Origin of the sequence: Exiguobacterium sp. s140 (assembly GCF_018617035.1) — a bacterium.
In the GTDB taxonomy this organism is placed as follows: domain Bacteria; phylum Bacillota; class Bacilli; order Exiguobacteriales; family Exiguobacteriaceae; genus Exiguobacterium; species Exiguobacterium profundum.
Genome location: NZ_JACSJK010000003.1, coordinates 143,828 through 169,147, shown reverse-complemented (window position 1 = coordinate 169,147; position 25,320 = coordinate 143,828). Strand labels below are relative to the sequence as shown.

At 43.0% G+C, this 25,320-nt stretch carries 20 protein-coding genes and 37 tRNA genes; 13 read left to right on the top strand and 44 right to left on the bottom strand.

Features of this window, described 5'->3' with window-relative positions; genetic code table 11:
- The first annotated feature begins 82 nt into the window (after positions 1-82).
- A complete protein-coding gene (locus KNO61_RS11885) occupies positions 83-889 on the top strand; it encodes a hypothetical protein (RefSeq protein WP_214873443.1) in 807 nt (268 codons plus the stop codon).
- Between the two features lie 21 nt (positions 890-910).
- Positions 911-1,216 (top strand): hypothetical protein, encoded by a 306-nt coding sequence (locus KNO61_RS11880; protein ID WP_214688489.1) that lies wholly within the window; start codon positions 911-913, stop codon positions 1,214-1,216.
- 53 nt (positions 1,217-1,269) lie between these two features.
- On the opposite strand, the gene KNO61_RS11875 is transcribed toward KNO61_RS11880, so the two are convergent.
- From KNO61_RS11875 to KNO61_RS11865, 3 genes are read right to left on the bottom strand one after another with little or no spacing between them, the layout of a single operon-like run.
- On the bottom strand, positions 1,270-1,536 hold the full coding sequence (locus tag KNO61_RS11875) for a hypothetical protein (RefSeq protein ID WP_214873441.1): 267 nt from the start codon (positions 1,534-1,536) through the stop codon (positions 1,270-1,272).
- 16 nt (positions 1,537-1,552) lie between these two features.
- Positions 1,553-1,978, bottom strand: coding sequence for a GatB/YqeY domain-containing protein (locus tag KNO61_RS11870; RefSeq protein ID WP_251030832.1), 426 nt, complete (start codon positions 1,976-1,978; stop codon positions 1,553-1,555).
- A 24-nt stretch (positions 1,979-2,002) separates the two neighbouring features.
- Positions 2,003-2,899 (bottom strand): MYG1 family protein, encoded by an 897-nt coding sequence (locus KNO61_RS11865; RefSeq protein ID WP_214688494.1) that lies wholly within the window; start codon positions 2,897-2,899, stop codon positions 2,003-2,005.
- Positions 2,900-3,099: 200 nt separating this feature from the next.
- Between KNO61_RS11865 and KNO61_RS11860 the strand changes: the two genes are divergently transcribed.
- The 5 genes from KNO61_RS11860 to KNO61_RS11840 all read left to right on the top strand — a co-directional run bounded on the left by KNO61_RS11860 (position 3,100) and on the right by KNO61_RS11840 (position 6,183).
- A complete protein-coding gene (locus tag KNO61_RS11860) occupies positions 3,100-3,921 on the top strand; it encodes a hypothetical protein (protein WP_214873436.1) in 822 nt (273 codons plus the stop codon).
- Positions 3,922-3,943: 22 nt separating this feature from the next.
- Positions 3,944-4,912, top strand: a complete 969-nt coding sequence (locus KNO61_RS11855; protein ID WP_214873434.1) for a hypothetical protein — start codon at positions 3,944-3,946, stop codon at positions 4,910-4,912.
- Positions 4,909-5,175 carry an AIR synthase family protein gene (locus tag KNO61_RS11850; RefSeq protein ID WP_214688500.1) on the top strand — a complete coding sequence of 89 codons (267 nt, stop codon included), beginning with the start codon at positions 4,909-4,911 and terminating at the stop codon, positions 5,173-5,175. Before KNO61_RS11855 ends, KNO61_RS11850 begins: the two co-directional genes overlap by 4 nt.
- Positions 5,176-5,279: 104 nt before the next feature.
- On the top strand, positions 5,280-5,615 hold the full coding sequence (locus KNO61_RS11845) for a hypothetical protein (protein WP_214688502.1): 336 nt from the start codon (positions 5,280-5,282) through the stop codon (positions 5,613-5,615).
- Positions 5,616-5,730: 115 nt separating this feature from the next.
- The gene (locus KNO61_RS11840; RefSeq protein ID WP_214873432.1) at positions 5,731-6,183 is read left to right on the top strand and encodes a hypothetical protein; all 453 of its coding nucleotides are present in this window, start codon (positions 5,731-5,733) and stop codon (positions 6,181-6,183) included.
- A gap of 385 nt (positions 6,184-6,568) precedes the next feature.
- On the opposite strand, the gene KNO61_RS11835 is transcribed toward KNO61_RS11840, so the two are convergent.
- The 38 genes from KNO61_RS11835 to KNO61_RS11650 all read right to left on the bottom strand — a co-directional run bounded on the left by KNO61_RS11835 (position 6,569) and on the right by KNO61_RS11650 (position 13,800).
- Positions 6,569-7,105, bottom strand: a complete 537-nt coding sequence (locus KNO61_RS11835; RefSeq protein WP_214688506.1) for a hypothetical protein — start codon at positions 7,103-7,105, stop codon at positions 6,569-6,571.
- 41 nt (positions 7,106-7,146) lie between these two features.
- Positions 7,147-7,231 (bottom strand) — tRNA-Ser (locus KNO61_RS11830).
- A 122-nt stretch (positions 7,232-7,353) separates the two neighbouring features.
- A tRNA-Ser gene (locus tag KNO61_RS11825) sits at positions 7,354-7,439 on the bottom strand.
- 5 nt (positions 7,440-7,444) lie between these two features.
- Positions 7,445-7,530: transfer RNA gene (locus tag KNO61_RS11820), tRNA-Leu, on the bottom strand.
- 227 nt (positions 7,531-7,757) lie between these two features.
- A tRNA-Asp gene (locus KNO61_RS11815) sits at positions 7,758-7,831 on the bottom strand.
- A gap of 12 nt (positions 7,832-7,843) precedes the next feature.
- Positions 7,844-7,928: transfer RNA gene (locus tag KNO61_RS11810), tRNA-Leu, on the bottom strand.
- 126 nt (positions 7,929-8,054) lie between these two features.
- Positions 8,055-8,125: transfer RNA gene (locus KNO61_RS11805), tRNA-Thr, on the bottom strand.
- A 470-nt stretch (positions 8,126-8,595) separates the two neighbouring features.
- A tRNA-Ser gene (locus KNO61_RS11800) sits at positions 8,596-8,680 on the bottom strand.
- Between the two features lie 10 nt (positions 8,681-8,690).
- Positions 8,691-8,763, bottom strand: a tRNA-Phe gene (locus KNO61_RS11795).
- A gap of 221 nt (positions 8,764-8,984) precedes the next feature.
- Positions 8,985-9,059 (bottom strand) — tRNA-Ile (locus tag KNO61_RS11790).
- Positions 9,060-9,151: 92 nt separating this feature from the next.
- Positions 9,152-9,227 (bottom strand) — tRNA-Asn (locus tag KNO61_RS11785).
- A 6-nt stretch (positions 9,228-9,233) separates the two neighbouring features.
- A tRNA-Ile gene (locus KNO61_RS11780) sits at positions 9,234-9,308 on the bottom strand.
- Position 9,309: 1 nt separating this feature from the next.
- A tRNA-Asn gene (locus KNO61_RS11775) sits at positions 9,310-9,385 on the bottom strand.
- Positions 9,386-9,390: 5 nt separating this feature from the next.
- Positions 9,391-9,467: transfer RNA gene (locus KNO61_RS11770), tRNA-Gln, on the bottom strand.
- Between the two features lie 291 nt (positions 9,468-9,758).
- A tRNA-Gly gene (locus tag KNO61_RS11765) sits at positions 9,759-9,829 on the bottom strand.
- A 1-nt stretch (position 9,830) separates the two neighbouring features.
- Positions 9,831-9,905: transfer RNA gene (locus KNO61_RS11760), tRNA-Ile, on the bottom strand.
- A gap of 90 nt (positions 9,906-9,995) precedes the next feature.
- Positions 9,996-10,069: transfer RNA gene (locus tag KNO61_RS11755), tRNA-Lys, on the bottom strand.
- A gap of 9 nt (positions 10,070-10,078) precedes the next feature.
- Positions 10,079-10,164 (bottom strand) — tRNA-Cys (locus tag KNO61_RS11750).
- A gap of 5 nt (positions 10,165-10,169) precedes the next feature.
- Positions 10,170-10,240, bottom strand: a tRNA-Gly gene (locus tag KNO61_RS11745).
- 273 nt (positions 10,241-10,513) lie between these two features.
- Positions 10,514-10,585 (bottom strand) — tRNA-Asp (locus KNO61_RS11740).
- A gap of 34 nt (positions 10,586-10,619) precedes the next feature.
- Positions 10,620-10,693, bottom strand: a tRNA-Phe gene (locus KNO61_RS11735).
- A 171-nt stretch (positions 10,694-10,864) separates the two neighbouring features.
- Positions 10,865-10,940: transfer RNA gene (locus tag KNO61_RS11730), tRNA-Thr, on the bottom strand.
- A gap of 2 nt (positions 10,941-10,942) precedes the next feature.
- A tRNA-Tyr gene (locus KNO61_RS11725) sits at positions 10,943-11,015 on the bottom strand.
- A 4-nt stretch (positions 11,016-11,019) separates the two neighbouring features.
- Positions 11,020-11,093: transfer RNA gene (locus KNO61_RS11720), tRNA-Val, on the bottom strand.
- Positions 11,094-11,098: 5 nt separating this feature from the next.
- A tRNA-Arg gene (locus KNO61_RS11715) sits at positions 11,099-11,170 on the bottom strand.
- Between the two features lies 1 nt (position 11,171).
- Positions 11,172-11,248: transfer RNA gene (locus KNO61_RS11710), tRNA-Pro, on the bottom strand.
- A gap of 1 nt (position 11,249) precedes the next feature.
- A tRNA-Tyr gene (locus tag KNO61_RS11705) sits at positions 11,250-11,333 on the bottom strand.
- Between the two features lie 161 nt (positions 11,334-11,494).
- A tRNA-Pro gene (locus KNO61_RS11700) sits at positions 11,495-11,570 on the bottom strand.
- A gap of 24 nt (positions 11,571-11,594) precedes the next feature.
- Positions 11,595-11,665: transfer RNA gene (locus tag KNO61_RS11695), tRNA-Glu, on the bottom strand.
- 7 nt (positions 11,666-11,672) lie between these two features.
- Positions 11,673-11,746, bottom strand: a tRNA-Trp gene (locus tag KNO61_RS11690).
- Positions 11,747-11,752: 6 nt separating this feature from the next.
- Positions 11,753-11,824: transfer RNA gene (locus KNO61_RS11685), tRNA-Ala, on the bottom strand.
- Positions 11,825-11,932: 108 nt separating this feature from the next.
- Positions 11,933-12,006 (bottom strand) — tRNA-Pro (locus KNO61_RS11680).
- Positions 12,007-12,010: 4 nt separating this feature from the next.
- A tRNA-Glu gene (locus KNO61_RS11675) sits at positions 12,011-12,085 on the bottom strand.
- Between the two features lie 9 nt (positions 12,086-12,094).
- Positions 12,095-12,170 (bottom strand) — tRNA-His (locus KNO61_RS11670).
- Between the two features lie 199 nt (positions 12,171-12,369).
- Positions 12,370-12,442, bottom strand: a tRNA-Lys gene (locus tag KNO61_RS11665).
- Positions 12,443-13,387: 945 nt separating this feature from the next.
- Positions 13,388-13,460 (bottom strand) — tRNA-Arg (locus KNO61_RS11660).
- Positions 13,461-13,464: 4 nt separating this feature from the next.
- Positions 13,465-13,549: transfer RNA gene (locus KNO61_RS11655), tRNA-Leu, on the bottom strand.
- Between the two features lie 180 nt (positions 13,550-13,729).
- Positions 13,730-13,800, bottom strand: a tRNA-Thr gene (locus KNO61_RS11650).
- Positions 13,801-14,408: 608 nt separating this feature from the next.
- Between KNO61_RS11650 and KNO61_RS11645 the strand changes: the two genes are divergently transcribed.
- Positions 14,409-15,137, top strand: a complete 729-nt coding sequence (locus tag KNO61_RS11645; RefSeq protein WP_214873430.1) for a hypothetical protein — start codon at positions 14,409-14,411, stop codon at positions 15,135-15,137.
- The gene (gene lepB / locus KNO61_RS11640) at positions 15,134-15,703 is read left to right on the top strand and encodes a signal peptidase I (protein ID WP_214873428.1); all 570 of its coding nucleotides are present in this window, start codon (positions 15,134-15,136) and stop codon (positions 15,701-15,703) included. The genes KNO61_RS11645 and lepB (KNO61_RS11640) overlap by 4 nt, the downstream gene beginning before the upstream one ends.
- 178 nt (positions 15,704-15,881) lie before the next feature.
- Here the strand turns inward: lepB (KNO61_RS11640) and lepB (KNO61_RS11635) are convergent, their stop codons facing one another.
- Positions 15,882-16,376, bottom strand: coding sequence for a signal peptidase I (lepB, locus tag KNO61_RS11635; protein ID WP_214873425.1), 495 nt, complete (start codon positions 16,374-16,376; stop codon positions 15,882-15,884).
- A gap of 318 nt (positions 16,377-16,694) precedes the next feature.
- A complete protein-coding gene (locus tag KNO61_RS11630; protein ID WP_214873423.1) occupies positions 16,695-17,387 on the bottom strand; it encodes a hypothetical protein in 693 nt (230 codons plus the stop codon).
- A 183-nt stretch (positions 17,388-17,570) separates the two neighbouring features.
- Between KNO61_RS11630 and KNO61_RS11625 the strand changes: the two genes are divergently transcribed.
- Positions 17,571-18,164, top strand: coding sequence for a hypothetical protein (locus tag KNO61_RS11625; protein WP_214873421.1), 594 nt, complete (start codon positions 17,571-17,573; stop codon positions 18,162-18,164).
- A 76-nt stretch (positions 18,165-18,240) separates the two neighbouring features.
- On the opposite strand, the gene KNO61_RS11620 is transcribed toward KNO61_RS11625, so the two are convergent.
- Positions 18,241-20,010 (bottom strand): hypothetical protein, encoded by a 1,770-nt coding sequence (locus tag KNO61_RS11620; protein ID WP_214873419.1) that lies wholly within the window; start codon positions 20,008-20,010, stop codon positions 18,241-18,243.
- A 308-nt stretch (positions 20,011-20,318) separates the two neighbouring features.
- Between KNO61_RS11620 and KNO61_RS11615 the strand changes: the two genes are divergently transcribed.
- The 3 genes from KNO61_RS11615 to KNO61_RS11605 all read left to right on the top strand — a co-directional run bounded on the left by KNO61_RS11615 (position 20,319) and on the right by KNO61_RS11605 (position 25,230).
- Positions 20,319-22,229 carry a DNA gyrase/topoisomerase IV subunit B gene (locus KNO61_RS11615; protein ID WP_214873417.1) on the top strand — a complete coding sequence of 637 codons (1,911 nt, stop codon included), beginning with the start codon at positions 20,319-20,321 and terminating at the stop codon, positions 22,227-22,229.
- Between the two features lie 49 nt (positions 22,230-22,278).
- A complete protein-coding gene (locus KNO61_RS11610) occupies positions 22,279-22,923 on the top strand; it encodes a TraX family protein (protein WP_214873414.1) in 645 nt (214 codons plus the stop codon).
- A gap of 78 nt (positions 22,924-23,001) precedes the next feature.
- Positions 23,002-25,230, top strand: a complete 2,229-nt coding sequence (locus KNO61_RS11605) for a DNA gyrase/topoisomerase IV subunit A (RefSeq protein WP_214873412.1) — start codon at positions 23,002-23,004, stop codon at positions 25,228-25,230.
- Positions 25,231-25,320: the final 90 nt, after the last annotated feature.

Here is a 25,320-nt window from a genome sequence, read left to right as displayed (position 1 = left end):
TAGTTGGTATGACCCGAACATAGAATATGGTAGTTTAATAATAATGGAGTGGCAGATGTCACATAGAAAGAAGGAGAACAATATGAATTTCTCAGACTTATATTTTCAAGCGAACAAGCAATTTTTCCTAAATGACTTGGTTCCGCTCGACAAAGATTTCTTTGCTGAGATGAACCGCTCGCATTGGGAAGAACCGTACAGTCTCATGAGCTTTGAAAAATGGAAAGAAGAACTTGAGTCAAACGGTTATGATGTCAACCGGATTAGGCGGAGTAGTCATCCAGAAGGATTACGTCAATTTTTCTACGTCGGGGAGTATTGGACTGTCGAACTTCAAATATTAGACCCATCTTGGCTGACAACGGAATTCGGACTCGGTTACTTGAGAGCGGATGAACTAGGTAGGGAACTATTGGAACAAAAGAACTATACCATGTACTTCTTCTCCGAGAATAATCTGTTTGCGATTGATTACTTCCATAAACACGTGGATAAAATTGCTCCAGAAGATAGGTACGAGGCGTTTAAAAGTATGTATATCCACTGCAACTATGGGTTCGATGCATTTGACCAGGCATTGCTCAAACAGGTCTTTTCATTGAATGAAAACAATGAAGCAATCAAAGAATTACATGAATTGTCGGAAGAAGGGTACATCACCGTCTATCGTGGAGAAGGTGCTCGCTCTACGGGAATTGAGTCAGCTTATTCGTGGACGCTGTCAAAAGATGTCGCACGGCGATTTGCACATCATTTCGAACGAGGAAGGGTTTACAAAGCCAAGGTTCATTTAAACGATGCAATCGACTATATCGACGAGCGAAATGAGAAAGAAGTCTGGGTGCGTTACTCCGACTTAGTCGATGTCGAGTTGATTGAAGGGGAATAATAGAGAAAAGAGGTCAGGCAGATGTTTGGTCATGAGGAACGTGAAGGGTGGTTTTTCACGAAGACGTTCAATGTTTATCAAAAAGTGAACAATAAATCATACGTATATGTAAGTCGTCAGTTTGGATTCTACACGGTGCAATTGTATGAACGGGGAACTGCATGCATGTGTACATTGGAAGCACGTTCAGAACAAAATGTAGATGCACTTTTTGAATTGGGAGAGAAATGGCTACTAGACTTTGGAGACTATGACCATGCGAAAATTCGAGAGTGTCCTTATTTCATCGGAAATCCGAATCTTAGAGAGGTCTTTTGGATAGACTAAAGCTTATCACATAAAAAGAGAGAGACAATCGTCTCCCTCTTTTTATATTTATCTCAAATCAAATATGCTTCTTTATCAATGACGTGAAGGTTTAAGACTGTCACGACATCATCTGCGTGCTCTTGGTGAACATAGCCGATGATACCTCCATGCTTTTCGCTAACGATGGCAACTAGTTCATTTTTGTTCAACCAGTCTTTCGCATCATGGACGTTCTCATCCTCAAGGTCTTGATGGAAGAAGGGATGTTCTCCTCCTGGATAGGCTTTCGCAATTGTTTCATTGTCCTTCTCTGTCAAGTTCATCACGTTATTTGCCATGTTGATTTCCCCCTAATTATTGAATGCTTTCCTTTACGATTGACGCTACGAGTGCGTTGTCAGCCTTACCGGAAACAAGAGGTTTCACAATCTTCATCGCTTCCCCCATGTTCATCCCACTCATTACTCCGTTAGCAATCACCAATTCACGAATCTCAGCCTCACTCAACATCTTTGGAAGGTAAGATTCCAAGATGGCGATTTTTTGATTCTCAAGGGTTAGAATATCTTCTCGTCCCCATTTCTCTGCCTCCGCCACCGATTGACGAGTCTGTTTCAGTTCCTTCTGTAAAACAGCAAGTTCTTCTGCCTCATTCAGCGTTGTACCTTTTTCCTTTTCAGCATTTGTCAAAGCGGACTTCACTAGAGTGAGAACGCCTTTCTTCACTTTGTTTTTGTCACGCATCGCTGTAAATAAGTCTTGTGTAATCTTGTGCTTCATCATCATGACCACATCCATTTCAATTTATTTTTCCGATAGGGCAAGTTCTGCCATTTTCAAGATACTCTCTTTTGATTTGGCTCCCGCCAAGAATCGAGCCGGATGGCAGAAGATGGCGTCGTCGATTCCGATGACAGCCCCAAGTTCTCCATCACGCTTACCTGCCCATGTTGCAGGTAAGTCTTTACGTGCATCGAAACTTCCATTCTCTTTCGTGACGACTTGGAGATAATATCCGTCAGGTTTTGGATACGTCACGTAGAGGAGTTCTTCGTTTGTGTCGATTTCAGCCACGATTTCTCCCCACTCCGTATTTTCCTCAAGGACGAGCAATGCAGGATTCTTACGGTCATTAAACGCTTTGATGACCTCATCTTTTGATTTCAACATCTTATGAATGCCAACAACCTTATTCATGAAGATGTCGTTCGCCATATCAGTCGCTTGACTGAACGCCGTATATTCTTCGATGGCAACGGCATCCTTTGGGATGCGGTGATTGAATTCAGCGATGATGCTCGAAACTGTCGGCACATTGACGTTTGATGACTCGAAAACATTTACCCCGTTATCGAAGGCGTCGATGGCTTGCACGAGTTCCTCATCAATCTTTTCAAACACGTAATCGATATGTTCTGATTCAAACCATGATTGTAAGAACTGTTTTCCGAAATCTCGCCAAATGAGCCCGAATGCCGCATAAGGGATACCATTCTCTCGATATTCTTTATCAGTTGTATGATGGTCGTATTTGCCACCACCCACATCAAAGACGATTTTAGCCTTTTCTAACGACTTTGGGTCACGACTTCGCATCAGTTCGTATCCTGGGAATACCTTCTTCAATACAACATAGGCGAACACTTCATCAGCGTGGAACGTACCGTTGTGTGTTGCTAAATACTTGATTTCTTCGTTCATATGTTCCTCCTTAATCGAGTCCTGGGACTTCCATTTGTTTTTAACTTTATATCCTACTTCGCTTTAAATCAGTTGATAAGATGAAGAGCTGTGTTCTTTTTAAGTTTACAACATATTTTGACAATAGTAAATAAGATAATTGTTATATAGTCAAAAAATGAGTATGATGATTGTATATCTCAACAAAGGAGGAATGGCTTATGTCTGCCATCGCATGTGCAATCAGTAAACTACCGATTAAGCCGGGCGAAGGGATGGTCTGCATCCCGCTACGTGCAAGGAACTCGTATTTTGGAGACCAGATGAAGATGGAAATCGAAACCGGTTCAACATTCACGTATTCAACAGATATTCTCTATCCATTCGGTTTTCCCATCAAAGGGAAGGCGGGTCATAACGTGGTGTTCGAAAGCATTGTTAAGGATGCGGGAGTGAAAGGACTTGAACGGTTCTTCAATCTGCCAATCAATGAACTGGTGCACATCTTGTCGAGAACATCTGAAGAGGTGGACTTGGATATACACCGAGACTTGAGAGTCTCCACTTGCATCTTTGTAAAGCGTAAAATTTATGATTATCTGGCACAAAGCCCGATTCCATCAATGTTTAACACTGATTTAGGAAAAGAATACGATGAGTTGCAAGATATGTTGAAAGCTTGGAATGAGAAAAAGAGTCAAAACTCCGTCATGACCCCAGATGAAGAAATGTTCGATGAAATGAACCCTTTCAACCTACTTGGTTCAAGCAGAGTTCGATTATTTTCTACCGTGAGCCAAAGGCAGTATCTCTTTCGACAAATCTACAAACAAGAATTAATCGACAATACTATCCGTGAGCACTTGTTGGAGCTTCATGCTTTCATTGAAAATGTGGAAGATATCGGACAATATTTCATCCCCTCTTTCATGAGCGGTCATGAGTATGATGCGAATGCTCACAGGGAGCTCCATGAAGAATGTCGAAGCGAGCTTCAACATCAACTGCTCAAGTTGGAAGAAGAGGATGACTATTTTAGTTAAATAAAAAAGGAGCGTGTTTAATATGGGTTCATTCCACGTAGCGTGTTTAGTGACCGGTCTACAGATTCGGAGTGAGGAAGATGCCATGTTTCTTCCGATGAAACGAAGTCATCGCACATATCGAGAGAAGAACAAAAAGAACTTTGAGGCACCAATCGTATCTTCGACGGCGGATGAGCAATATCTGTTCGAGCCATATCTATTGCCAATCAAAGGACAATACGATTCTTACGGGCGTCTAAAAGACATTCAGCGAGACGACAATGTTGAGAAGATTGAACAGACATTTGGTCTCGCAATCAAGGATTTCATTGACGTTGTGACGTGTAATCGAAACTACGGTTCTCGTTTTTCTGAAATGAACAAGCACTTGATGGCTGAGGAAATGAAGGAAGTTGTATTTAATCCATTGTCATTCTCGTCTTCACTGACTGCTCTCGGGTTCACATCGCAATCGGAAGAAGGGGAGACAAGATACACTCATAAGGAGTGTAGCTTTCATATTTCGGTCTCGGTATCCAATGAAACGGAATCGGATGAATGTGTCGTGACGTATCGAGATGGTAGCTATAAAACCACTCGGAAGAAAGAATTTGGACAGCTAGTAGACATTGCTATTCATGAGGATAACTATTTTTTAGGTATTGATGAAGCCAACCAAAGTATTGCGAGAGAATTACATGCGTTGAGTGGCGGGTTTATCAATCCACGCATCTACGAGAGACTCTCTGGTGACGGGAAGGTTCAATTTGGAAAGGTAACGTTATCAGAAGGGAGACCGTCGTTTGCGTTCTATTCGGACGATAAAGAAACTTTTGCGGCTCGCTTGTTTGCACTTCAAACGTTCGTGAACAACCTGTCTCGGTCGAATCGAATTCTAAAACCGTCCATCTCGATTAGTGAGTGGAATACTTCTTCAAGAGTAGAACTTCAACTCGGGTTGGTAGAGACCATCATTGAAGAAATTGACAAATTGGGGGTAAAACAATGAACAAGTTGTTGTTAGAGGTTGAATTGTTGAAATTTTGGAAATCAAGTGGTTTAAACTTTTTGTACAAGTATAAGCATCGGGTAAAAGGAGTCGCAGAGGAGGGGCTAACGAATCCAGAACTGTTCCATGACCTTACTTCCGGAGGACTGTTCCGAGACGTGCCTGATATTGCGAGTTACTCAGACTTGTCGGCAAATGAAGCCAAAGTGGAGATTGATGAATTGCTCTCGAAGCGAGAGACTCTTCTATCCCAAAATGAATGAATCAGAAGTCAGGGGAATCCTTGGCTTTTTTTCTTTTTCCTTTATCCGGTTTGGTTCGGTTAGAATAGAGTCATATCAAATATCCTTGAAAGAAGGTATGTTCAATGCAGTTGCAAAGCGAACACCAAGACCTGTTCCAAAAGATTGTCACGGAATACTATAAGCATCAAAAGGATGCCTATCTTGAAGAATATCTAGAGTTTCAATCGATGGAAGCAAAAGATGAACGTCAAAAAAGATATCATCAACAGGAAAAATATAAATATAAGGGCATGATGGAAGCCCTTGTTCAACTCGGTGCGCATTATCGCATCACAAGAGAGATGATTCTGATAGAGGTATTGAAAATCAAAAAATTAGAACGTATTGTCGATGGGGCTGTCGAAGAGGAGTTAGAAGAACGTGGTTTATTGGCTTCGAGAACAGACGTCAGGAACTAAGCATTTTTTGGGTCGAGGGACATCATCCTTCGACCTTGTTTTTATGGATGACGCTATATTGCTCGTTTCGTTTGAATAAAACAGAAGAGAAAACGAAATACAGGGGGGATATAAATTGAAACAAGAAGAGTCACTCTATAAATTGTCGCACTACTACACGACGGACGAAGAAAAATATTCTATCTTCATCAAATCACCGATGGATACGGAAGAATTTATAAAGGTGATTGGAGCGATTTGCTTCAAGTTCGAGGAAGTGGTCGATGAGAGTATGGATATTGAAGAAACTCACCTCGCACAAATCCTGGAGAGTTTTTATGGTATGAAAGACGTGACCGAATCATCCAAGTGGTTATTGCCGTATACGACATTAGAAAGGAGTGAGTGGGAGGACGTGAACCGGTTTGAACACGATGGATTGAACATTATCCATATCGACCTTTACTCTGCTCGGGAGAATTGTTGTGGCAAAGGATATGAGGAGTTGATGAATACGCACCTTCCGAAATCGGAAGAGTTTGAATCATTCATGAATGACCTGATTCCAATATATTTGAACAGTCGATGATTTTTCTGGATGACACTCGTCATCCTTTTTTGTGTTATCCCTTAAGCTTGTATGAGAACAAACAAAAAACAGCCAGTGAAGGGAGACGCCCGACCTGACTGTCGCAGAAGAAATATGAAAGAGAAAGGCGGTGAGTTGCCTTGCACTTTAGTTTTTTGACGTTTCATCAAAGAATAACGGCGGTTGGTCACACGTTCCGAATGTCCATGATGTCCCGGGTCTTAGGTTCAACGGATGGAATCTATTTGTTCCTCCCAACAAAGTTGAAAATAAGTCCCACGTTTTATCTACCTTCATATTTCCTTCCTCACACACTCGATAGAGTATGCTTCTCAAGGACAGCGAACGAGCAGTCTCATCCCCCGACCTTGAGAAACACACCCGATTAGAGGTATGCTTCGATTCCTTCCATCTCCACGATGGCGAGCACCGATTGTCGTTCGATTTCACGACTTAAGCGGTTCGCCTCTTTCTGCAACGTCTCGGAAAGCGATTCGTATGCAGGGATGTCATGCGTTACCGTTGTAACGGTCTGTGCGTTCGAGCCATAGCTTGATACAACAGATTTTGGTCGCATGGAACCCAGAGATGCGAAGATTCCGACTTTACTTCGAAGCTGTTTTACATAGTCGAGCGCACTCGCAAGATTCAACTCGACCGTTTTCCCATCGTGCGTCTCATGGGTAAATGTTGTCCCACGGTTCGCCTCATGAAGTTTGTCAGCAATCTGAATCGCAAGTGGATAGAGGGACTCCAACTTCCCTAGCGCCTCCTCATGTTCTTCAACAGCGACGACTTCTGTTTCGATGTCTCCCACGACTTCATGGAATGCGCCTTTTCGGACGACTCGCTCCGTTTTATGAATTTCATTACGAATGGTGGATTGGAGCTGTAGCAACTCTGAGATTGAGATTTTAGTCATTGTATCGACATCCTTTCGCTATTGGGCTTTTGATTTAGAAGTGGAGATGATGGGATTCGAACCCACGCACGTGTTACCGCCTAACGCCATTCCAAGACGCCCTCTTGACCGTTTGAGTACATCTCCGTGTAAAATAACGCAATCAGTTTATACATATATATTAATTTAAATTTGTACTAAAGTCAAAAAACAAAGGTCTTACCCTTGAAGACCCTTGTCTTATGCTGATGTTGATGAAGAACTTTCAAAGGAGCCGGTGGGATTCGAACCCACGCACGGATGAACGCCTAACAAGGTAGCAACCTGTCCTCTTAAACCACTTGAGTACGACTCCATATTTGGTGTGGGTGACAGGACTCGAACCTGCACGGCGTAAAGCCAGGGGATTTTAAGTCCCCAATGTCTACCAGTTCCATCACACCCACATAACGCCTAACCGACCTCCTGGTTGCTTGGTCATCTAAGGGCATTTCACCCATAGTGTCCCATAGTCTCTTCCTTTTAACGGTCTAGAAGAGACGCTCGTATCTACAGTTTTTCGTCCATGCAACGTGGACTAGACCTCCAGGTAGTAGTCTGTAATCCTTACAGACAGACAATCAGTTAGACAATCGTTTGTTAATCAGCGTTGCAGTACCTTTCACAAACGTAACGACCCATAGGGGATTTGAACCCCTCATCTCTGCAGTGACAGTGCAGTGCCTTCACCAAGCCGACCCATGAGCCATAATAAAAAATTGGTACGGAAGAGGGGACTTGAACCCCTACGCCACGAAAGCAGTAGATTCTGAGTCTACCGTGTCTGCCATTCCACCACATCCGCAAAACAAGTTGAGAAGGCAAAACCCCTTACTGCCTAATCCTTCTCCCTGACAGAGAGGAACCGCTCTCCATCGCATTTTTTTATTGGGTTGCTCCTACGATTTCGGTTCTCGATAGGAGTGGCGAAAGCCCAGTACCGGATTTGAACCGATGTCTGCTGATTACAAGTCAGCCGTTAAGCCACTTAACTAACCGGGCATAATGAAATTGGTTGCTGAAACTCAGGAATCGAACCTGATTTGTGTAGCTTATGAGGCTACCCGAGATACCAACCTCCCGTCAGCAATAAAGTGACTCGTGATGGCATTGAACCATCCATATCTTCCGTATGAGAGAAGTATCTGTCCCACAGACGAGCCAAAATTAATAGGTATCAGCTATTGACCACCCTATATCAGCATCCATCGCTGTTGCATCAGACCCACACGATGTTCATCATCAATGTGGACAACAGTTGGTTCCGTCTGACAGGAGACCTGATGAATACCAATATACGAAGGTAAATAGAGCCAAGATTGTAGAGTATCAATTATTCATTGACCACCCTATATCAATATCCATCCCCACTGTATCAGAACCAAGTGATTCGTTTATCACCTGGACAGCAGTTGGCTCCTTCTGACAAGAGACCAAATGGATACCAATATACGAAGGTAAATAAATAGGAAAGGAGCCGGTGGGATTCGAACCCACGGTGGTGTGACCCACGACGGTTTTCAAAACCGTTACAATAACCCGCTCTGCCACGACTCCATCATACAAGTGGGATGAGTTGGTATCGAACCAACATCTCCGGATTTTCAGTCCGTTGCATGAACCTCCATTGCTATCACCCCAAATTCAATTCTTAGACAAATCATTACAACAAACAAGTGAGGGTTACCCGAAGTCCTCACGTCTCGTCTCAAAACCGTTTCAAAACCATCATGGGACAGGGATTTTTTCATAAGAGCCGAGATGTTTGTTTGACGACACTTTAACCTCTTGTCGAAGAGGGACATTTTGCAGAAGCTCTAGCGGGCTTGACGAACCATATCGCTTCTGAGGTACTGATGATTGGTATGAATGGCAGGGGATGAACCTGCACCTTTTCGTTTATTGGACGAATGTTCTACGATTAAACTACATTCATATGGTGAGGATTTAGTGATTCGAACACTATCAGCGTCATCGCAACGGGGTTACAGCCCGTCCTAGCTCTCCAACTCTAGCGAATCCCCATATTGGCTTACCCTACCGGATTCGAACCGGCGACATTCTGATTAACAGTCAGACACTCTAACCACTGAGTTAAGGGCAAGATGATTGGTATGGATGGTAGGATTTGAACCTACGGTCTCTCGATTATCAGTCGAACGCTTTACCACTAAGCTACACCCATATGGCTCACTCTCTCGGATTCGAACCGAGGACTTCCTGATTAACAGTCAGGCATTCTAACCACTGAATTAAGAGTGAATAATTGGTTTCGAGGGGAGGGTTCGAACCTCCGCATTTTCAGAGTCAAAGTCTGACGCCTTACCAACTTGGCTACCCCGAAATAATATATCCATGAGAAAACCTAGCAAAACCTCATGGTCAGCTGTCATCCCTCACACCCCTGGTTTGACCTGGGTTGCACTTCCTTCGTCTGTATACGTCGAGGTATACAATGCTCTGCGTCAGGATGTTACGTCCCTAGACGATAGGAATCAGGATGTCTGCGTTTTTCTCTCCACTTTCTACACTTTGTGCCACCTGTAACAGGGGGTAGGAGATAGGAACAATGTTTAGGTTGACAGATGCCGTTACTCCGGAAACTTCATTGGAGTTTTGGTTGTCATGATGGTGAAGCGAACGAAGGGAATCGAACCCTCATTTTCTCGTTGGCAACGAGATGTTCTGCCGTTAAACTACATCCGCATGGTGGACTCGGAGAATTCCGACATCTCGACCTGTCGGTTATGAGCCGACTGCTCTTCCTCTGAGCTACGAGTCCAAATTGTGATAGCCTGTCCACTACTATCTCTATCCCCATAATTTTATATAGCGGCTATACGTTGGATTGGATAGTCTCCCAAACCGCTGATGACTCTGGTAGGATTCGAACCTACGACCCTCTGATTAAAAGTCAGATGCTCTAACCGACTGAGCTACAAAGCCAAAATATAAAGCACTAGGCAGGATTCGAACCTGCGATGACGCTATAGCGTGACGGGGTTGCAATCCGTCTCGTTCAACCACTTCGATACTAGTGCGTAAAAGCGAATGAAGGGAATCGAACCCTCATCCTCCCGTTGGAAGCGGGAGATTTTGCCGTTAAACTACATCCGCATAAGATTCACACAACTTCTTCCATGACTCCCTGTGCTATAGTCAGAATTCGTCGGGTCGGTGAGTCCCGATAGGTAGTGTTGTATTCTGATTTTTGAGATGAATGATTCTTTCAGACCAGTCGTACTGGCATCCGTAAGGATTTGCATCGGCTCTCCGTTTTTATAGCCGGAATTCAAGCATGCACCACACATGCTAGGATAGTCGTTCTATCTTACTTTTCATTCACCATGTATTCAGAGCTTTCCTCGCAAAGCGAGTTGTGTGAATCGACGAGGCTGACGGGAGTCGAACCCGCTATCTTCGCATAGACAGTGCGACGAATTACCGTTCTTCTACAGCCCCATGAAAAATCGTTGCTTTCAACGATTCATCTAAGCCGGAACGACAGGATTTGAACCTGTGACCATCTGAGCTTCAATCAGACACTCTACCAGACTGAGTTACGTTCCGAAATCCAAAGTGACGGATGATATTTAGCCAGGCTCTCCAAGCCTCAAATCATTTTGGAATTATTTAGCCAGGTGTCCCCACCTCCAAACGAATTTTATTTAGCCAGGTTATATCGAACCTCATACAGAATTTATATGCCAGGTATCTGCTCCCTCAATCACTTTTTAAAATTGGTGCCGGTTGAGAGACTCGAACTCACGACCTGTTGATTACAAATCAACTGCTCTGCCAACTGAGCTAAACCGGCAATGGCTGACAAGCGAGGATTCGAACCTCGAATCGGGTGTACCGCCCAATACTTTACCATAAGTTACACTTGTCAATAATGGTACCCGATAGTGGAATCGAACCACTGACTTCTCCTTGTAAAAGAGACGTTTTCCCATTAAACCAATCAGGCATAAACAGGGATAGCAGGAATCGAACCCACAGCTTGACGTCCGTAGCGTCACGTTTTGTCCGTTAAACTATATCCCTATGGTCTCCCTTGTAGGATTTGAACCTACAGCCTCCGCATCCCAAATGCGGCGCTCTGCCAAGTTGAGCTAAAGAGAGATGGTGGGAGCGGTAGGATTCGAACCTACGAACCGGATGGGACGGATTTACAGTCCGCCTGCGTTGACCGCTTGCATACACTCCCGAGCGCAGAGTAGCGACTCCGAATGTCGGCACTCTGCTAGAACTTGTCTACTCCCTACACCACTTTCGGATAGTGGGGAGAGCGGCTAGGTGTCATTTCACCTCTTTTCGGCATCAACAGACGCCATCGGGACAGCCACCGATGTTATTCAAAAACTCAAATGCAAGAATACCGGAATCGAACCGAGTACCTTCTGGGCTCCATGCCCAGACGTCCTCCCAATTAGACCAATTCTCCGTTTGTATGAGTTGTTTGAACCAATTCCCTGTACGGGAATCGAACCCGTAACTCAGCCTTGAAAGGGCAGTGTCTTAACCGTTTGACCAACAGGGCTAAAATTGGCATGCCGAATAGGATTTGAACCTATGCTAATGATTTTGGAGACCATCGTGCTACCGTTACACCATCGACATACAAAGTGGAGAATGAGAGATTCGAACTCTCGACGCTTGCTTGCAAAACAAGTGTTTTTCCAATTAAACTAATCCCCCATAGCATCAGGCTTGCGGCTCGACCTTACCGCAATTTAATCCGACTTGTGTGGTCTTTTCGCCTCATCGCACAGCGAACCTAATGATGTGTTGCCATTCTTGGCAAAGTCTACCCTGTAGGACTCGAACCTACGACCTCACGCTCCCAAAGCGTGCGCTCCACCAAACTGAGCTAAGAGTAGAGATTGGTAGTCTGTACGGGAATCGAACCCGTAATTCCACCTTGAAAGGGTGGCGTCTTGACCGTTTGACCAACAGACCATAATAAATTGGGGAGACTATCGGGACTTGAACCCGAATACCTGCATTCACAGTGCAGTGCGTTGACCGGTTACGCCATAGCCTCAATTGAAATCCCGAAACGTTTCGGATTTTCAATTCAAACCATGAAATGATTGATTGCCCCCATCAATCAGCCGCCTTATCGGAGGTGCTCCTGTTCATCAGAAACCCTAGACTCCGTCGCCCCTGCCACCATGTGACAGGATGCTTTATCGACTCCCCGCTCTTCTGGGCTTTAGTGCCCAAGCTCACGAATTATTCAATGCATCGAGAAGGATTCGAACCTTCGGTCTCGGCGTTAAAAGCGCCTTGCTTTAGCCACTAAGCTACCGATGCAGGATGTTATTGTTAATATACAACATATTTTTACAATAGTCAAATTTTATTTTGTCTATATTCAAAATATTTTTTTGGTAATAAAAAACTACTCAAGCTTATGTTGAGTAGTCAGATGTCGCTTTCTTCGAATGCCGACACTTATGCCGGTGAAAGATGAATTGATTTGACAAGTCGCTTACACAATCCCTCGAATTTGAGGAATAGGGTGGTGGACATGTCCTTCCATCTTTTGAAGAAAGGATTCTGACTCTCATTATGCAATTTCCCTGTCCAAAATACACGTGCTTGAGGATAAGACGTGGCATCACTTGACGGGAGAATATTCATTTGCTCTACAAAACGCTTCATTATGTTCTTCAACATCATTAACCACTTCCTTTCCGTGTATATTTTGTGAGATTGCAATTCATTTTATCGTTCGCACTATATGGTAGCGAGACACCAATTTTTATAGTTGAGTCTTATTTATGTGGCTCTCGCCATTTCATTGATTGTTCGGATGCTATCCGTTCTTATCTTCTTGGTGAACCTTTCTGTTTTTAACGTGGAGCGGTTCTGCACCACATCTTCAGGTCTTAATCGATACCTTACAAGCGTTATATTATACCTTCAATCAAAATATTCATGTTTGATGAAAAAATATGGTTCTACCCTTGTAGAGCATCTGTATACTTACTTGATAAATCCATCATAAACGAAGATGATTCATCTGTCAACTATTTTTGACAAAATGTTTTTAATTAGGTCTCTCTTACCTTATAAAGGTATTGTGGAAACCTTCAAATGACATCAAATCCCTACGATGACGTAAGGTGATAAAGAGGGATAACCCCTCTGTAGTCCGGACTACAGTCCGCCTACCAAAAAACACTTCGACTATCTTCTCTCAATGTTTGAGAGCGGGGTGAACGATTCGCCCACCCCAATAAAGAATTGTTGCAACACCCCCTGAGAGAATCGAACTCCCGACCGACAGGGTAGAAACCTGTTGCTCTATCCGCTGAGCTAAGAGGGCAAGATGGTGCCTCCTGAGAGACTCGAACTCTCAATCCTTGCGGCACCGGCTTCTAAGACCGGCGTGTATACCAATTCCACCAAGGAGGCAATATAAAGAAAAGAGAAAAAACCAAATGAGCCTTACAGCGACTTCGAACGATATGCTCGCGCATCACCTGCTTGCAAACCCTCTTTTCAAGGTAAAAGAATTCAGAAGGATGGAACTTCCTAACTGCATTCGATTCCAGTTTTTCTACCCCCTCCTGTTCCAAAGGATAGGGATGGTAATGCCCCTTGGCAGAATTGAACTGCCAACCCGTCCTTACCATGGACGTATTATCCCATTTAACTAAAGGGGCGAATTGCCTCTGCTCTACGTTTTTCACCGTAGTGAGAACGCATCTACTCAGAGGAGACTCCTGTTGGAGTGAAGTATATTCCTGCAGAAGGAAAGCCGAAAACCTTCTACAACTGTGAACAATCTTTCTCGGAAGATACACCATCAGCTGATTGGAGGTGTTGTTAGATGCTCAGTTTTTCGAGGGTGAAACGCCCTCTATCCCGTGATTGCTCAACATTTTATCCCGTTTCACAGCTAACCGGTTTCAGGCGGTGGGAAGCGACGTCATGCTTGTATCATAACTCTATTTTTGACAATAGTCAAATAAATTATTCCTGATATGTGTTCTACCCATTTTTTATTGAAAACAAAACCCTCCTTCTATTAAAAGAGGAGGGAGATGACCTTCGATTGGCGTGGGAGTCGAACCCATTCTGACCATGTCGCTCCCGAAGGATGCAACTGGTGCTCTTCCGTTGAGCTATACCGCACGAAAAAATAGACAGTCACCTTGATTAGGTGTTTAATAGGGCAGAGGAAAGACTAACTTTCGTGCCATACGTATACATTAATTATAGACAATGGTCAAAATAAAAATAACTATATAGTATAAAAGGGGGACAAAGAATGGTTCTAACTAAACAATTACAAGATGTACTCACGAGGCAAAAACAAAAATGGGAAGAGATTTGTGAGGATTTGAAACGGTTCGAAGAAGACCCGTTGATTCTCATAACAAAGGTGTTCAAAGGCGGGGACTTGTTTTTAGCGGAACGTCTAAAGCAAGAAGGTGAGCAAAAACTTATTGATGCTCATGATTATTGGATACAGCATCTTCTCCCTTCGTTACATGAATATTTTTCGGAGGATGGAGTGGAGCTAAAAGTGGAAGAGGGATTAGCTCTATCGCACATCTACATTGAATATGAAGGTGAACTGGTAGCGCACTTCTCTCCATATTGGAGAACATTCGTGAGTTATGGGGTACCAGGGAAAGAATCGTTAATGACTGAACGGCATAAGATTGAGGAAGAGCTGAAGATTTTAGAAGAGGAGAGGGAAGCCAAATATCTACTGTACGAGAATCCTTCGATTTTAGCTGAAGACGACATCGTGAGATATACAAAGGCAATCCTGCGTCCGAAGAAATTTAAGGAAGACATGAGAGTGTCAATAGAAGAGGTACATGAACGAATTGGGGTGGCACAAAGGAAGTTGGTGTCCATCACCAATGAATTGGAATATAAAGAGATGCAGTACAGGATTGTCGATGATTGCTTGGAGAAAATTAAACGAAAAGTGTCTCGATGGAATGATTTTGTGTTCATCGACGCTTCGAAGGAGGAACTAGAATGAAACAAAATGATGAAAAATTGCCAGAATTAAATGTAAATACGGAGAACAACGAAAGAAATGGATTTTTGAAAGGGTATCTTCCATATTTGTTGTTGGGTCTGATGTTAGCTTTTGCAATCCGGCTCATCATTTCACCGACTGTGGTGGTTGGGGAGAGTATGGAAGGTAGTCTACACGATGGAGATTATCTCATCGTAAACAAACTCGCCTATAAAGTAGGTGAACCTGAATATGGAGATGTTGTGATTTTGGATGCGGATGTAGTGCCTGGACATGAGGTCTATATCAAACGGATAGTTGGATTACCAGGCGATGTACTCGAATCTAAAGAGGGTATCCTATATCGGGATGGAAAACGAGTCGATGAACCATATGCGTTGGAGACAATGGAATCAGAAGATTTCAAGTTGGTCGTTCCAGAAAACGAAGTCTTTGTTCTTGGTGATAATCGAAATAATTCTGCGGATTCAAGAGTTTTCGGGACACTAGATTACAAGGATGAGGTAATCGGGAAGGCTCTCATCCGGTTGAACCCGCTCGACCAAGGATACAAGTACGAGCAATAACTGAGACATAAGAACACCTGATGATTCGGGTGTTCTTTGTTGTGAAAAAAAGATAAAAATCCCTTAAAAAATATTGACTATAGTCAAAAATTTATGTATATTTAGTTTACAAGGTCGTAACGTCAAAAAAAGCATCCCACAAGAAGTCGGATGCTTTCATTATGTTTAATAAAGTAATTTAGTGAACGATAACCTTCCCATCAATCTCAGATGCCTTGACCGTACCGATGATACGAGAGTCAACTGTGTCGATAGAGAGGTTGTCACTAAGCAAGTAGTATTCGCCTTCAGGGACAACGATATCCCATGAACCGTCATTCTCAGGAGTGCCTAGCTCAGAGAGCATCTCAGCAGTGTAGAAGTCTGTGAGTGGAGAATCGTTACGATATAAGGTGTTGTTTTTGAATTCAATTTTATCACCTGGGAGACCTACGACACGCTTGACAAGCGGTTCGAAATCTTCTGGATTGGCTGTCACAATATCGCCGAACTTGATTCCTTCGAAGTTGAAGGTGCTATCAAGGACAAGTATAGATTGCGCATCTTGCAATGTAGGGGACATACTCATCCCGCTTACATTGTTTTTTTCTGTGACGATAAATGTGCCTAAGACGATGGTCATCACTAGACCAACAATAAGCAACAAGTTTACCAAATGGTCTTTTCGTTTCAAGAAGACCAACTCCCTTCCTACGGTGAAAAAAGATTCACACTCCTTATATAGGTTCATAGTGCTAGTGTTTACTTAGGAACGCCATCGAGCGTTCTTTTTTATTATGCTAATACCATTACCTTAACACAACTATAGCACCCTTAATTTTTCCATGTCAACATTTTGTGTCAAGGTTTTTTTATAGACACTATATATAGGTGTATCGTTAATGGTGTTCACTAGTGAAAAAAACCGCTCAACAGAGCGGCTTCGGGAGTGTTTTTCCTATTTTGAATATATAGAAAAAATTTTTGTACAAATATTGAAATTTTGAGCTGTTTACGTCAAGTGAGACACTACATATTGATTGATGGCGTTCGAAGTGTCTGACATGTACGAAGCAATCAATTCATGGTTCAATTCATTCTCTGCATGTTCGACCTTAATTGTATAGATTAAATCAAGGCAGTATGAGGATGTTTCGATGTTGTTGTAGAGGTGTTCGCCTCTCTTAACTTCGACAAGGTCATGTTTCTCAACTGAAGATTTTAAGAATTCAGATGTCAGTTTGTTTAGTCGTAAGACTGCAAATTTTGCAATGAAACCATTTTCCTTCACAAGCTTTGGAACCTCTACATCGGCTACCCCGAAATACTCTTTCACCCATTCAACATCTAGCTCGAATGTTTGAATGAACGTGAGATTCTCACGCTCTACATCACTATGTGAAGTAAAATCAATATCTGTCTTCATCTTCTCAAGGATAGACTCACGCAGGGCATCATACTCGCCTCGCAACTCTTCCAAAGTCTTCATGTACGACGGTTTTGCCATAAGGTAAGTTTTAAAGTCATCGAGTAGCATGTCTTTATTGGTCAGTTCTACTTGTGTATCGACCTCAATCAACTTGTTTTCCGTCATATTCTCGACATGGAACAATAGCGCCTTCCGGACAACTTCTGAATGGTTCACATTTAACAGTTCTTGCTTCATACTGATGAGCTCTAAGCCCAATTGATTTAGTTTTTGCATATTTTCATCGACCTCCTAGTGTTTTTTTCAATTTCTGCACTATTCTATGCATCTCGAAGACTTTCACAAATTCAAAGCGTCGAATAGGAAAGTAAAACACGATAAATTTGACTATTGTCAAAAATAATCAATATAATTAAGTAATCATAAGAATGAGTAATCACTAATAAGGAGTTGGTCGTAATGAAAAAGAAAAATGTATTGATTTCAATCGGTGCTCTGGCATTATTGGGTTTCGGCGCTTATCAGGTTGTCCCGAATGCTACAGAAGACGCAGTGATGGAAGCGAGTGTCATGAAGGTGAAAGATTTCGAAAAACATGAAAATCTAAAGTTTGAAGTCATGGACACTTCAGGGTTGACCGATAAGAATTTGTCGAAATGGTTTGAAGAGAACAAGGAAAAGAAAGGTGAACATCTATACTTCGACAATCAGAAGACCTATGTTCTTCTTTCTCCTGGTACAAAAGCAGAAGAAGATACAACCATTTGGTTTGATGGTCTTAAGAAATTGAATGATGATACATTAATTGTTGGCTATAAATTGGTATCCGGCAAAGACCTTGGAATCAAGGTTGAAAAAGGTGTCATCCGAACAATGCTTATTGCAACGGAGGGCAAATATGACAAAACAAAAGCCATTGAGGTAGAACTCGAAGAATCCCCAGTCGATGCGACTGATGAAGAGAAACAATCCGAAGCGTCTAAAGATGCCTCCAATGGTGACAAGAACGAATCCTCGGAGGATGGACAAGCCGAAAACAAGGGCGACAAATAAGCAAGAAAAAAAGGAGCCGATTGGAGGCTCCTTTTTCTATGCAGATAATGATGCTTTTGAAAGCATACCCTTAGATTTAGTTGACTTCATTGAATCGAATTGCCTCGTTCACGACATCGGACAGATTTTTCTTACCTACAAATCCAATCTTATAGGCAGGAGGAGTCGCAGGTTGAATTGGTCTGTTAGGCTGACCGTTCAATCCTTTTCTAACGCCAGTCAAATTGACCTCGACCTCTACAATCGTGTTATAAGGTAAATCTTTATCGAGCCCCACTTTACCAGAAACGAAACTTGTTCCGGATGAGCGTTGAAGTTTGCCTGTGGAGAATGCCAACGTTCCATCAGGTTTTGTGAATTTAGCGACATATTCCCCTTCGATGATGTAGTCTGAAGGATTCCCTTTGCCCAAGCCATAATCTACTTGGAACTCGAAGTTTGACCCAGACAACAACTCTTCGTTGAATCCAAATTCTTCTTTTCCTGCATAGGAAACCGGTGTGAATCCATCTGAATACAGTTTAGGGTTACGGTTTTGAGTCAAGATGAAATCAGTGACACTTAGTTTTGCAAACGTGACTTCTTGTGATTTGACAGGTTCACTAGTTCGATTGCCCGCCACGTCCGTTAAATACAGGTGTACCAACCCTTTCTCTCCTCCGGGATATCCATCTTCTTCGAATGGGATGCTCAAACTCTCAGTAGATGATGGGTTGTTAATCGTTGCATATGCGGTTCTTTCCTCAACTCCATCCTTCACTCTAAAAATTTCAATCGTCTCAACTCCCGACAGCTCATCGTAGATGTTCTTAATATCGAGATTCACATCATATGAAGACGCCTCATTCTCTCCGCTATTCAACATCGCAGTCGCCGAAGGAGTTTTTCTATCCAATCCGATTCGTTTTGTAACGGTATCAGATGCAACAGACAGTCTGTTGGACATTTTGACGACTTGCATGAACGCATTGAAATAACCATCCGAAGCAATCGGAATGACATACGGTTCAGACGTGAAAGTGAACAATGTCTCATCCCCTTGCTTAGTCTCCTTGTATCCCTGAGGCAAATTAGGACGAGTTAATGCGATGGTATTGTCCCATTTCTGAAACGAGCCCGGAGCAACAGCATATTTGATTTGACTCAATTCGCCAAACTTGGATGCTCCAGTGGCATGAATGGAATGCCTTCCAGATTCAAAATCATTCTTATTAATCCAGTCTGGTGTATTCGACAAATCGACATCAGGTGCATGGTTTTCAATCATGAACCGTGTGATGACATTACTCTTGATATTACCTGCGACATCACGGAATTCAGCTTCGACTACCCAGTAACTATCTGTGTCTTTGGTGATGGAGGGAATCGTGTAGTTCTTCATCGCCTTGTAGCTTTCCCAAGACGTAAATATTGACCCTGAACCCGGTCGGTCTTCTTGATATACACGATAACGCATATCTTTCACTCCAGAGTGTGCGTCATCCGATTCAAAGTGCAACTTGACCGTCTCCCCAGGAGAGACAATGAGTAACTCTGGTTGATTTGGCACAGATGTCATAGTTAGCGACTTTTGTGTTTTGACCTCTCCATCAATACCGACAAACGTGTAGGTGTTGTTCTTTCCCACTCGGAAATTTGTGTTTGCAGTTGTTACGACTCCATTTGGTAATCGGACTTGAGGTGTGCCATTCAATTGAACAGAGATTAAATCATTCGTTACGGCAGTCAAGGTGAACGTATCTGAAACCGCTGATGCATGATAGGGGGCTACGAATTGGAAGCCCGAAAATGCAATGGCAAATGCGGTGGACAAGCTGACAATCGTTTTTGTTGAACGTTTATACATACTGTCACGCCCTTTCTTTTTTTAGCTATCCTATTCTCATCAATCGAGAAATATCGAAAGGTAGTAGGTTTGACATGCTATTTTTTTGACAGCTCCTGAACGTGCTTCTTAAGAGCAGTGAACACATCTCATGTTCGAGTGGATATTTTTTGTCAGTCTATCGGTTTATGTTTCGGGAAAGTTGCCCATACGCAAAATAAAGCATGGCACGGATGAATGAATAGCCAAAGTCTGATTTGCATAGCCTTCTGAGTAGAAAGTAACTAAACGAGAAGTCTTGCAGACTTCTAAGGAAGGGCGTGATATTCATGACGGAAAAATATGATGGGACGAATATTGATATTTTGGATGGATTAGAGGCAGTCCGAAAGAGACCAGGAATGTATATTGGGAGTACTGGTACGAGAGGCTTACATCATCTGATTTGGGAAATCATCGACAACTCTATCGACGAACACCTAGCCGGATATTGTGACCAAATTCAAGTAACGATTCGAGAGGACAACTCGATAGAAGTTCGAGACAACGGGAGAGGAATCCCTGTAGATGTGCATCCGAAGACTGGATTTAGTGCCGCACGGGTCGTGTTCACCATCCTTCATGCGGGAGGAAAATTCAACAATGGCGGATATGCGTTTTCAGGAGGACTTCATGGAGTAGGCGCCTCGGTTGTAAATGCGCTATCCGCTTACGTGGAAGTAGAGATTCATAAAGATGGGCATATTTATTTTGACCGCTATGAGCATGGAGGGAATCCTGTCATTAAGCTGATGCGCTCAGGCGAGTTGCCCGTTAAAGGTAAAACCACGACTACAGGGACGACAGTTCGGTTCTTGCCAGATGACACAATCTTTGAAACGACCACTTGGAATCTGGAGACGATTGAAAGACGGTTGCAGGAAAGTGCGTTTTTGAACAGAGGGTTGACCATTGTGTTGAAAAATGAAAAGACGGGATACCAGAGAACCTTTCACGAGGAACGTGGGATTGAAGGTTTTTTGAACCTCATGAATGAGGATAAGACGACGCTCACTGACATCATCTCATTTTCAGGCAAGTCGAATGGGATTTTAGTGGATGTCGCCATGCAATATACAAGTGATTTTTCAGAACAAATCATCAGCTATTGCAACAACATTACGACGATTGAAGGCGGGACACACGTCACGGGACTCAGAAGTGGATTGACCCGGCTCATGAACAGTTACGGGAAGGAGCTCGGGATTTTAAAAGAGTCCCTGGACGGAAAAGATATCCGAACCGGTCTAGTCGCTGTGATTTCAATCAAACATCCAGACCCACAATATGAAGGTCAAACAAAAGGGAAGCTAGGTTCCACGGATGCACGTGGAGCGGTTGAGGATGTGGTCTTGAACGATGCTCCAAAACACTTCGATGTATTTATCGATGATGCAAAGCACATCCTGGAAAATGCGTTGAAAGCTTTGAAGCTTCGAAAAGCGGAAGACCGAGCAAAAGTGAATTTTCAGTCCAAAGGAATTCAGTTGCAGACGAATGGGAAGTTGACGAATGCAGGTTCACGGAAACCAGAAGATTGCGAGCTCTTCATCGTGGAGGGGGATTCTGCGGGCGGAACGGCTAAAGCTGGCAGAGACCGTCGGACTCAAGCCATTCTTCCTTTGCGTGGGAAGGTGTTGAATGTAGAAAAAACATCATTGGAAAAAGCGTTACAGAATAAAGAGATTCAAACACTATTTTCTGCGCTTGGCTGTGGCGTCGGAGAGTCGTTTGACATCAAAAAGTTGAAATACAACAAAATCATCATCTTAACGGATGCCGATGTTGATGGGAGCCACATTCGAATTCTACTACTGACTCTCCTATATCGTTTTGCACCTGCGCTCATCCATGAAGGGTTTGTTTATAGAGGCTTACCTCCTTTGTATAAGGTTGTTTTGAAGACGACAGGCAAGAAAGAAGAATTCTTATATGCCTACTCTGAAAGAGAATTGGCTCAAATGAAAGAAACACTCGGAACAAAAATTCGTAACATCCAACGGTTCAAAGGTCTTGGAGAAATGAATGCTGACCAGTTATGGGACACCACAATGAATCCGGAGACTCGTCGCTTAGGAAGAGTTCAGATTGAGAACGCTATTGGGGCGGATAAAATCACATCCGTTTTGATGGGAGAGAAGGTTGAACCACGCAAGCAATTTATCTATGACCATGCCGAGGATGCAAAGGTCGCAATCTGACATTAATAGAGGGCGGGAGTACTCCCGCCCTTTTTAAGGAGGGACACATATGACATTAAATAAATCACAATCAAACACGCTCAAACTATTAGCAATTCTATTCATGTTGATTGACCATATCGGTGGGATTTTGTATCCACATCTTGAAATATTAAGGATTGTCGGACGCATCGCCTTTCCTTTGTTTGCATATCAGCTTGCTATCGGATTCCGCCATACACGAAATCCGTTCCAACAGTTGAAATACTTATTTTTGTTCGGTCTGATTTCACAAATCCCTTACATGATTGGATTTGGTCTGACGGAAATAAGTCTAAACATTTTTTTCACACTGTTCGTGGGCTATGCACTTGTCCTTGCGATTGAAAAACAACGATATGGCGTAGGTGCCGTGATGGTGATTGTCGGTTCGGCGATACCGCTAGAATACGGGATATATGGTGTCTTGCTACCTGTTATGTTTCATTTGCTATCGAGTAGACCCATCTCTCAATTCCTTGCATTTGCCTTCGCAACGACATTGTACTCGTTGGTGTTGTCACCACTCCAAATCTTTGCGGTTCTCGCCTTCATGGTGTTGATTGTGGTGAAGATGACCCCAGGACTCAACGTGTCTGTGTCCAAGTGGTTTTTCTATGGATTTTATCCGGCACATATCGTGGTGCTATTCATCCTGTTCAAGTGGGTAGGGTGAGCCAACTTGCATGAATCAAAGACAATTGAACTATCATTGAAAATACTCTGAGAAAAGACAGAAAAGGGAGTTGATGCAATGGGAAAAATGAAAAAGAAAAATGTTCATTCTCTTTACGAAGAGGTCGTGAATATAAGCTATGAAGAAGAAATGAAACAATCATTTATGGATTACTCCATGACGGTCATCACTGACCGTGCGTTACCGGATGTAAGGGATGGGTTCAAACCCGTCCACCGTCGGATTCTATATGCGATGAGGATGATGAACCTGACATATGACCGTCCGCATAAGAAATCCGCCAGAATTGTCGGAGATGTCCTTGGTAAGTATCACCCACACGGAGACTCAGCCGTGTATGAGGCGATGGTTCGACTATCTCAAGACTTCAAGGTGCGAGTTCCATTAGTAGATGGTCACGGTAACTTCGGTTCGATTGATGGAGATTCACCTGCCGCTATGCGCTATACTGAAGCTCGATTGACCGAGGAAGCTTTATATATGTTGCAAGACTTCGAGAAGGGCGTCGTTGAGATGAAAGAAAACTTTGATGGGAGTGAAGAAGAACCCGTCGTATTACCTGCTTTGATACCACAATTATTTATAAACGGAACGATGGGTATCGCTGTTGGAATGAATACAAGTATTCCGCCACACAACCCAACTGAAATCATTGATGCGTCACTGCATCTCATCAAAAAACCGACTGCCTCATTAGATGAAATCATGGAGTTCGTAAAAGGACCCGATTATCCGTCTGGAGGAATGATTGTCAATGCGGATGATATGAGAGACATGTATGAGTCTGGACAAGGGACGGCGGTCATCCGCTCGAAGATTAAAGTAGAGCCAGGTCAATACGGGAAGACCAATCTGATTATCGAAGAGATTCCATACACATTTTCAGGAAGAAAAGAGAAACTTATCAACGACATCATCGACATGGTCGTCAATACGAAGAAGTTGCAAGAGATTAGTGACGTTCGTGATGAGAGTGACCATTCGATACGCATCATCATCGAATTGAAAAAAGGTGTGGACGCAGAAAAGTTCCTGCATAAATTATACCGACACACGAAACTTCAAGACTCCGAGAGCTACCGCTTCATTGCACTTGTTGATGGAAAACCTGAACATGTGGGGTTGCTCCCTTATCTACATCACTTTTTATCATTCCAAAAAGAGTTGTATCGCAAGCGATTTGAATATCTTCTGCCCAAGGCTGAAGCCCGAAGAGAATTATTGGAAGGGTTTTTATATGCGATTCCGGTCATGGATGTGATTATTGATGTTGTTCGAGGGTCGAAGGACGTCAAACAAATGAAAGCATGTCTGACAACAGGAGACACAACCGACATAGAGTTTGGGATGAAGAAACACCAGAAAGTAGCCTCGAAGTTTGGCTTCACACCTACGCAAGCTCAGGCTTTACTGGATATGAAGTTGCAACGACTAGGAAAACTCGAAGTCCTGCATGTCCAGAGCGAATACGATGAGCTGATAAAAGAAATTAACTTCTACCAGAGTGTATTGTCAGACGAAAGATTGATGATGAAAGAGATTCGCAAAACACTGCAATCCTACAAGAAAAAGCATAGTCGAGAACGGATGACGGTCGTCACAAACCAAAAGACCCAGGTTTACAAGGAAGAGGTCAAGGAGTTTGACGTCCAGATACAAGTCGATAAATTTGGATACGTAAAGGCATTGGAAGGCGGTACTGACGGTGACACCGAGTCGGTGCGGCAATCAATGATTGTGAAGAACACCGAGCGATTGGTTGCAATGACGACAGATGGCATGGCAGTACAGCTAAAGGTCGAAGATGTTCCAAGAGCCAAGGGTAAAGAACGAGGGAAGCCGATACAAGCTCTTGCCAACATGGAAAAGAGTGAAGCATCTGTCTTTCTTATCCCGAAGTCTGAATTGTTGGATTCCACCCTGCTGTTTGTGACTAAAAAAGGTCGTGTAAAGCTTATTAAAGGTTCGGAATTTGATACAAATCGTTCGAGCGTGCTTGCCCATAGGTTAGACGAGGGGGACAAGGTCTTGTTTGTCGGCAAGGTGACGAACGAGGTAATCCTTGTGTCCAAAGAAAACAAGGTGTTACGTTTTAAAACTTCTGGCATTCACTATCTGAAACGAAATAGCAAAGGCGTTACAGGTATGAAACTAAGACTTGATGATGAGGTGCAGTTATGTCATCCGGTGACGGACGAAGAGGATAAAATCGTCCATTCAGGTCTAGACTTGCCACTATCCGACATCATCAGAACTAAAATAGCGACATATGGCAAGGGTTATTGAGACAGGTCAATCAGACCTGTCTTTTTGCTTACACATAGAGCAGAAGTTGAATCGAATAAATTTGACTATTGTCAAAAAATAAAACTATGA

Bases quoted from the DNA above. Each gene is read 5' to 3' on its own strand.
- KNO61_RS11835 (WP_214688506.1), bottom strand. From the start codon at position 7,105: ATGACTAAAATCTCAATCTCAGAGTTGCTACAGCTCCAATCCACCATT.
- KNO61_RS11875 (WP_214873441.1), bottom strand. From the start codon at position 1,536: ATGGCAAATAACGTGATGAACTTGACAGAGAAGGACAATGAAACAATT.
- KNO61_RS11630 (WP_214873423.1), bottom strand. From the start codon at position 17,387: ATGCAAAAACTAAATCAATTGGGCTTAGAGCTCATCAGTATGAAGCAA.
- KNO61_RS11620 (WP_214873419.1), bottom strand. From the start codon at position 20,010: ATGTATAAACGTTCAACAAAAACGATTGTCAGCTTGTCCACCGCATTT.
- KNO61_RS11605 (WP_214873412.1), top strand. From the start codon at position 23,002: ATGGGAAAAATGAAAAAGAAAAATGTTCATTCTCTTTACGAAGAGGTC.
- KNO61_RS11880 (WP_214688489.1), top strand. From the start codon at position 911: ATGTTTGGTCATGAGGAACGTGAAGGGTGGTTTTTCACGAAGACGTTC.
- KNO61_RS11645 (WP_214873430.1), top strand. From the start codon at position 14,409: ATGGTTCTAACTAAACAATTACAAGATGTACTCACGAGGCAAAAACAA.
- KNO61_RS11845 (WP_214688502.1), top strand. From the start codon at position 5,280: ATGCAGTTGCAAAGCGAACACCAAGACCTGTTCCAAAAGATTGTCACG.
- lepB (WP_214873428.1), top strand. From the start codon at position 15,134: ATGAAACAAAATGATGAAAAATTGCCAGAATTAAATGTAAATACGGAG.
- KNO61_RS11850 (WP_214688500.1), top strand. From the start codon at position 4,909: ATGAACAAGTTGTTGTTAGAGGTTGAATTGTTGAAATTTTGGAAATCA.
- KNO61_RS11625 (WP_214873421.1), top strand. From the start codon at position 17,571: ATGAAAAAGAAAAATGTATTGATTTCAATCGGTGCTCTGGCATTATTG.
- KNO61_RS11860 (WP_214873436.1), top strand. From the start codon at position 3,100: ATGTCTGCCATCGCATGTGCAATCAGTAAACTACCGATTAAGCCGGGC.
- KNO61_RS11610 (WP_214873414.1), top strand. From the start codon at position 22,279: ATGACATTAAATAAATCACAATCAAACACGCTCAAACTATTAGCAATT.
- KNO61_RS11855 (WP_214873434.1), top strand. From the start codon at position 3,944: ATGGGTTCATTCCACGTAGCGTGTTTAGTGACCGGTCTACAGATTCGG.
- KNO61_RS11615 (WP_214873417.1), top strand. From the start codon at position 20,319: ATGACGGAAAAATATGATGGGACGAATATTGATATTTTGGATGGATTA.
- KNO61_RS11885 (WP_214873443.1), top strand. From the start codon at position 83: ATGAATTTCTCAGACTTATATTTTCAAGCGAACAAGCAATTTTTCCTA.
- KNO61_RS11870 (WP_251030832.1), bottom strand. From the start codon at position 1,978: ATGAAGCACAAGATTACACAAGACTTATTTACAGCGATGCGTGACAAA.
- KNO61_RS11865 (WP_214688494.1), bottom strand. From the start codon at position 2,899: ATGAACGAAGAAATCAAGTATTTAGCAACACACAACGGTACGTTCCAC.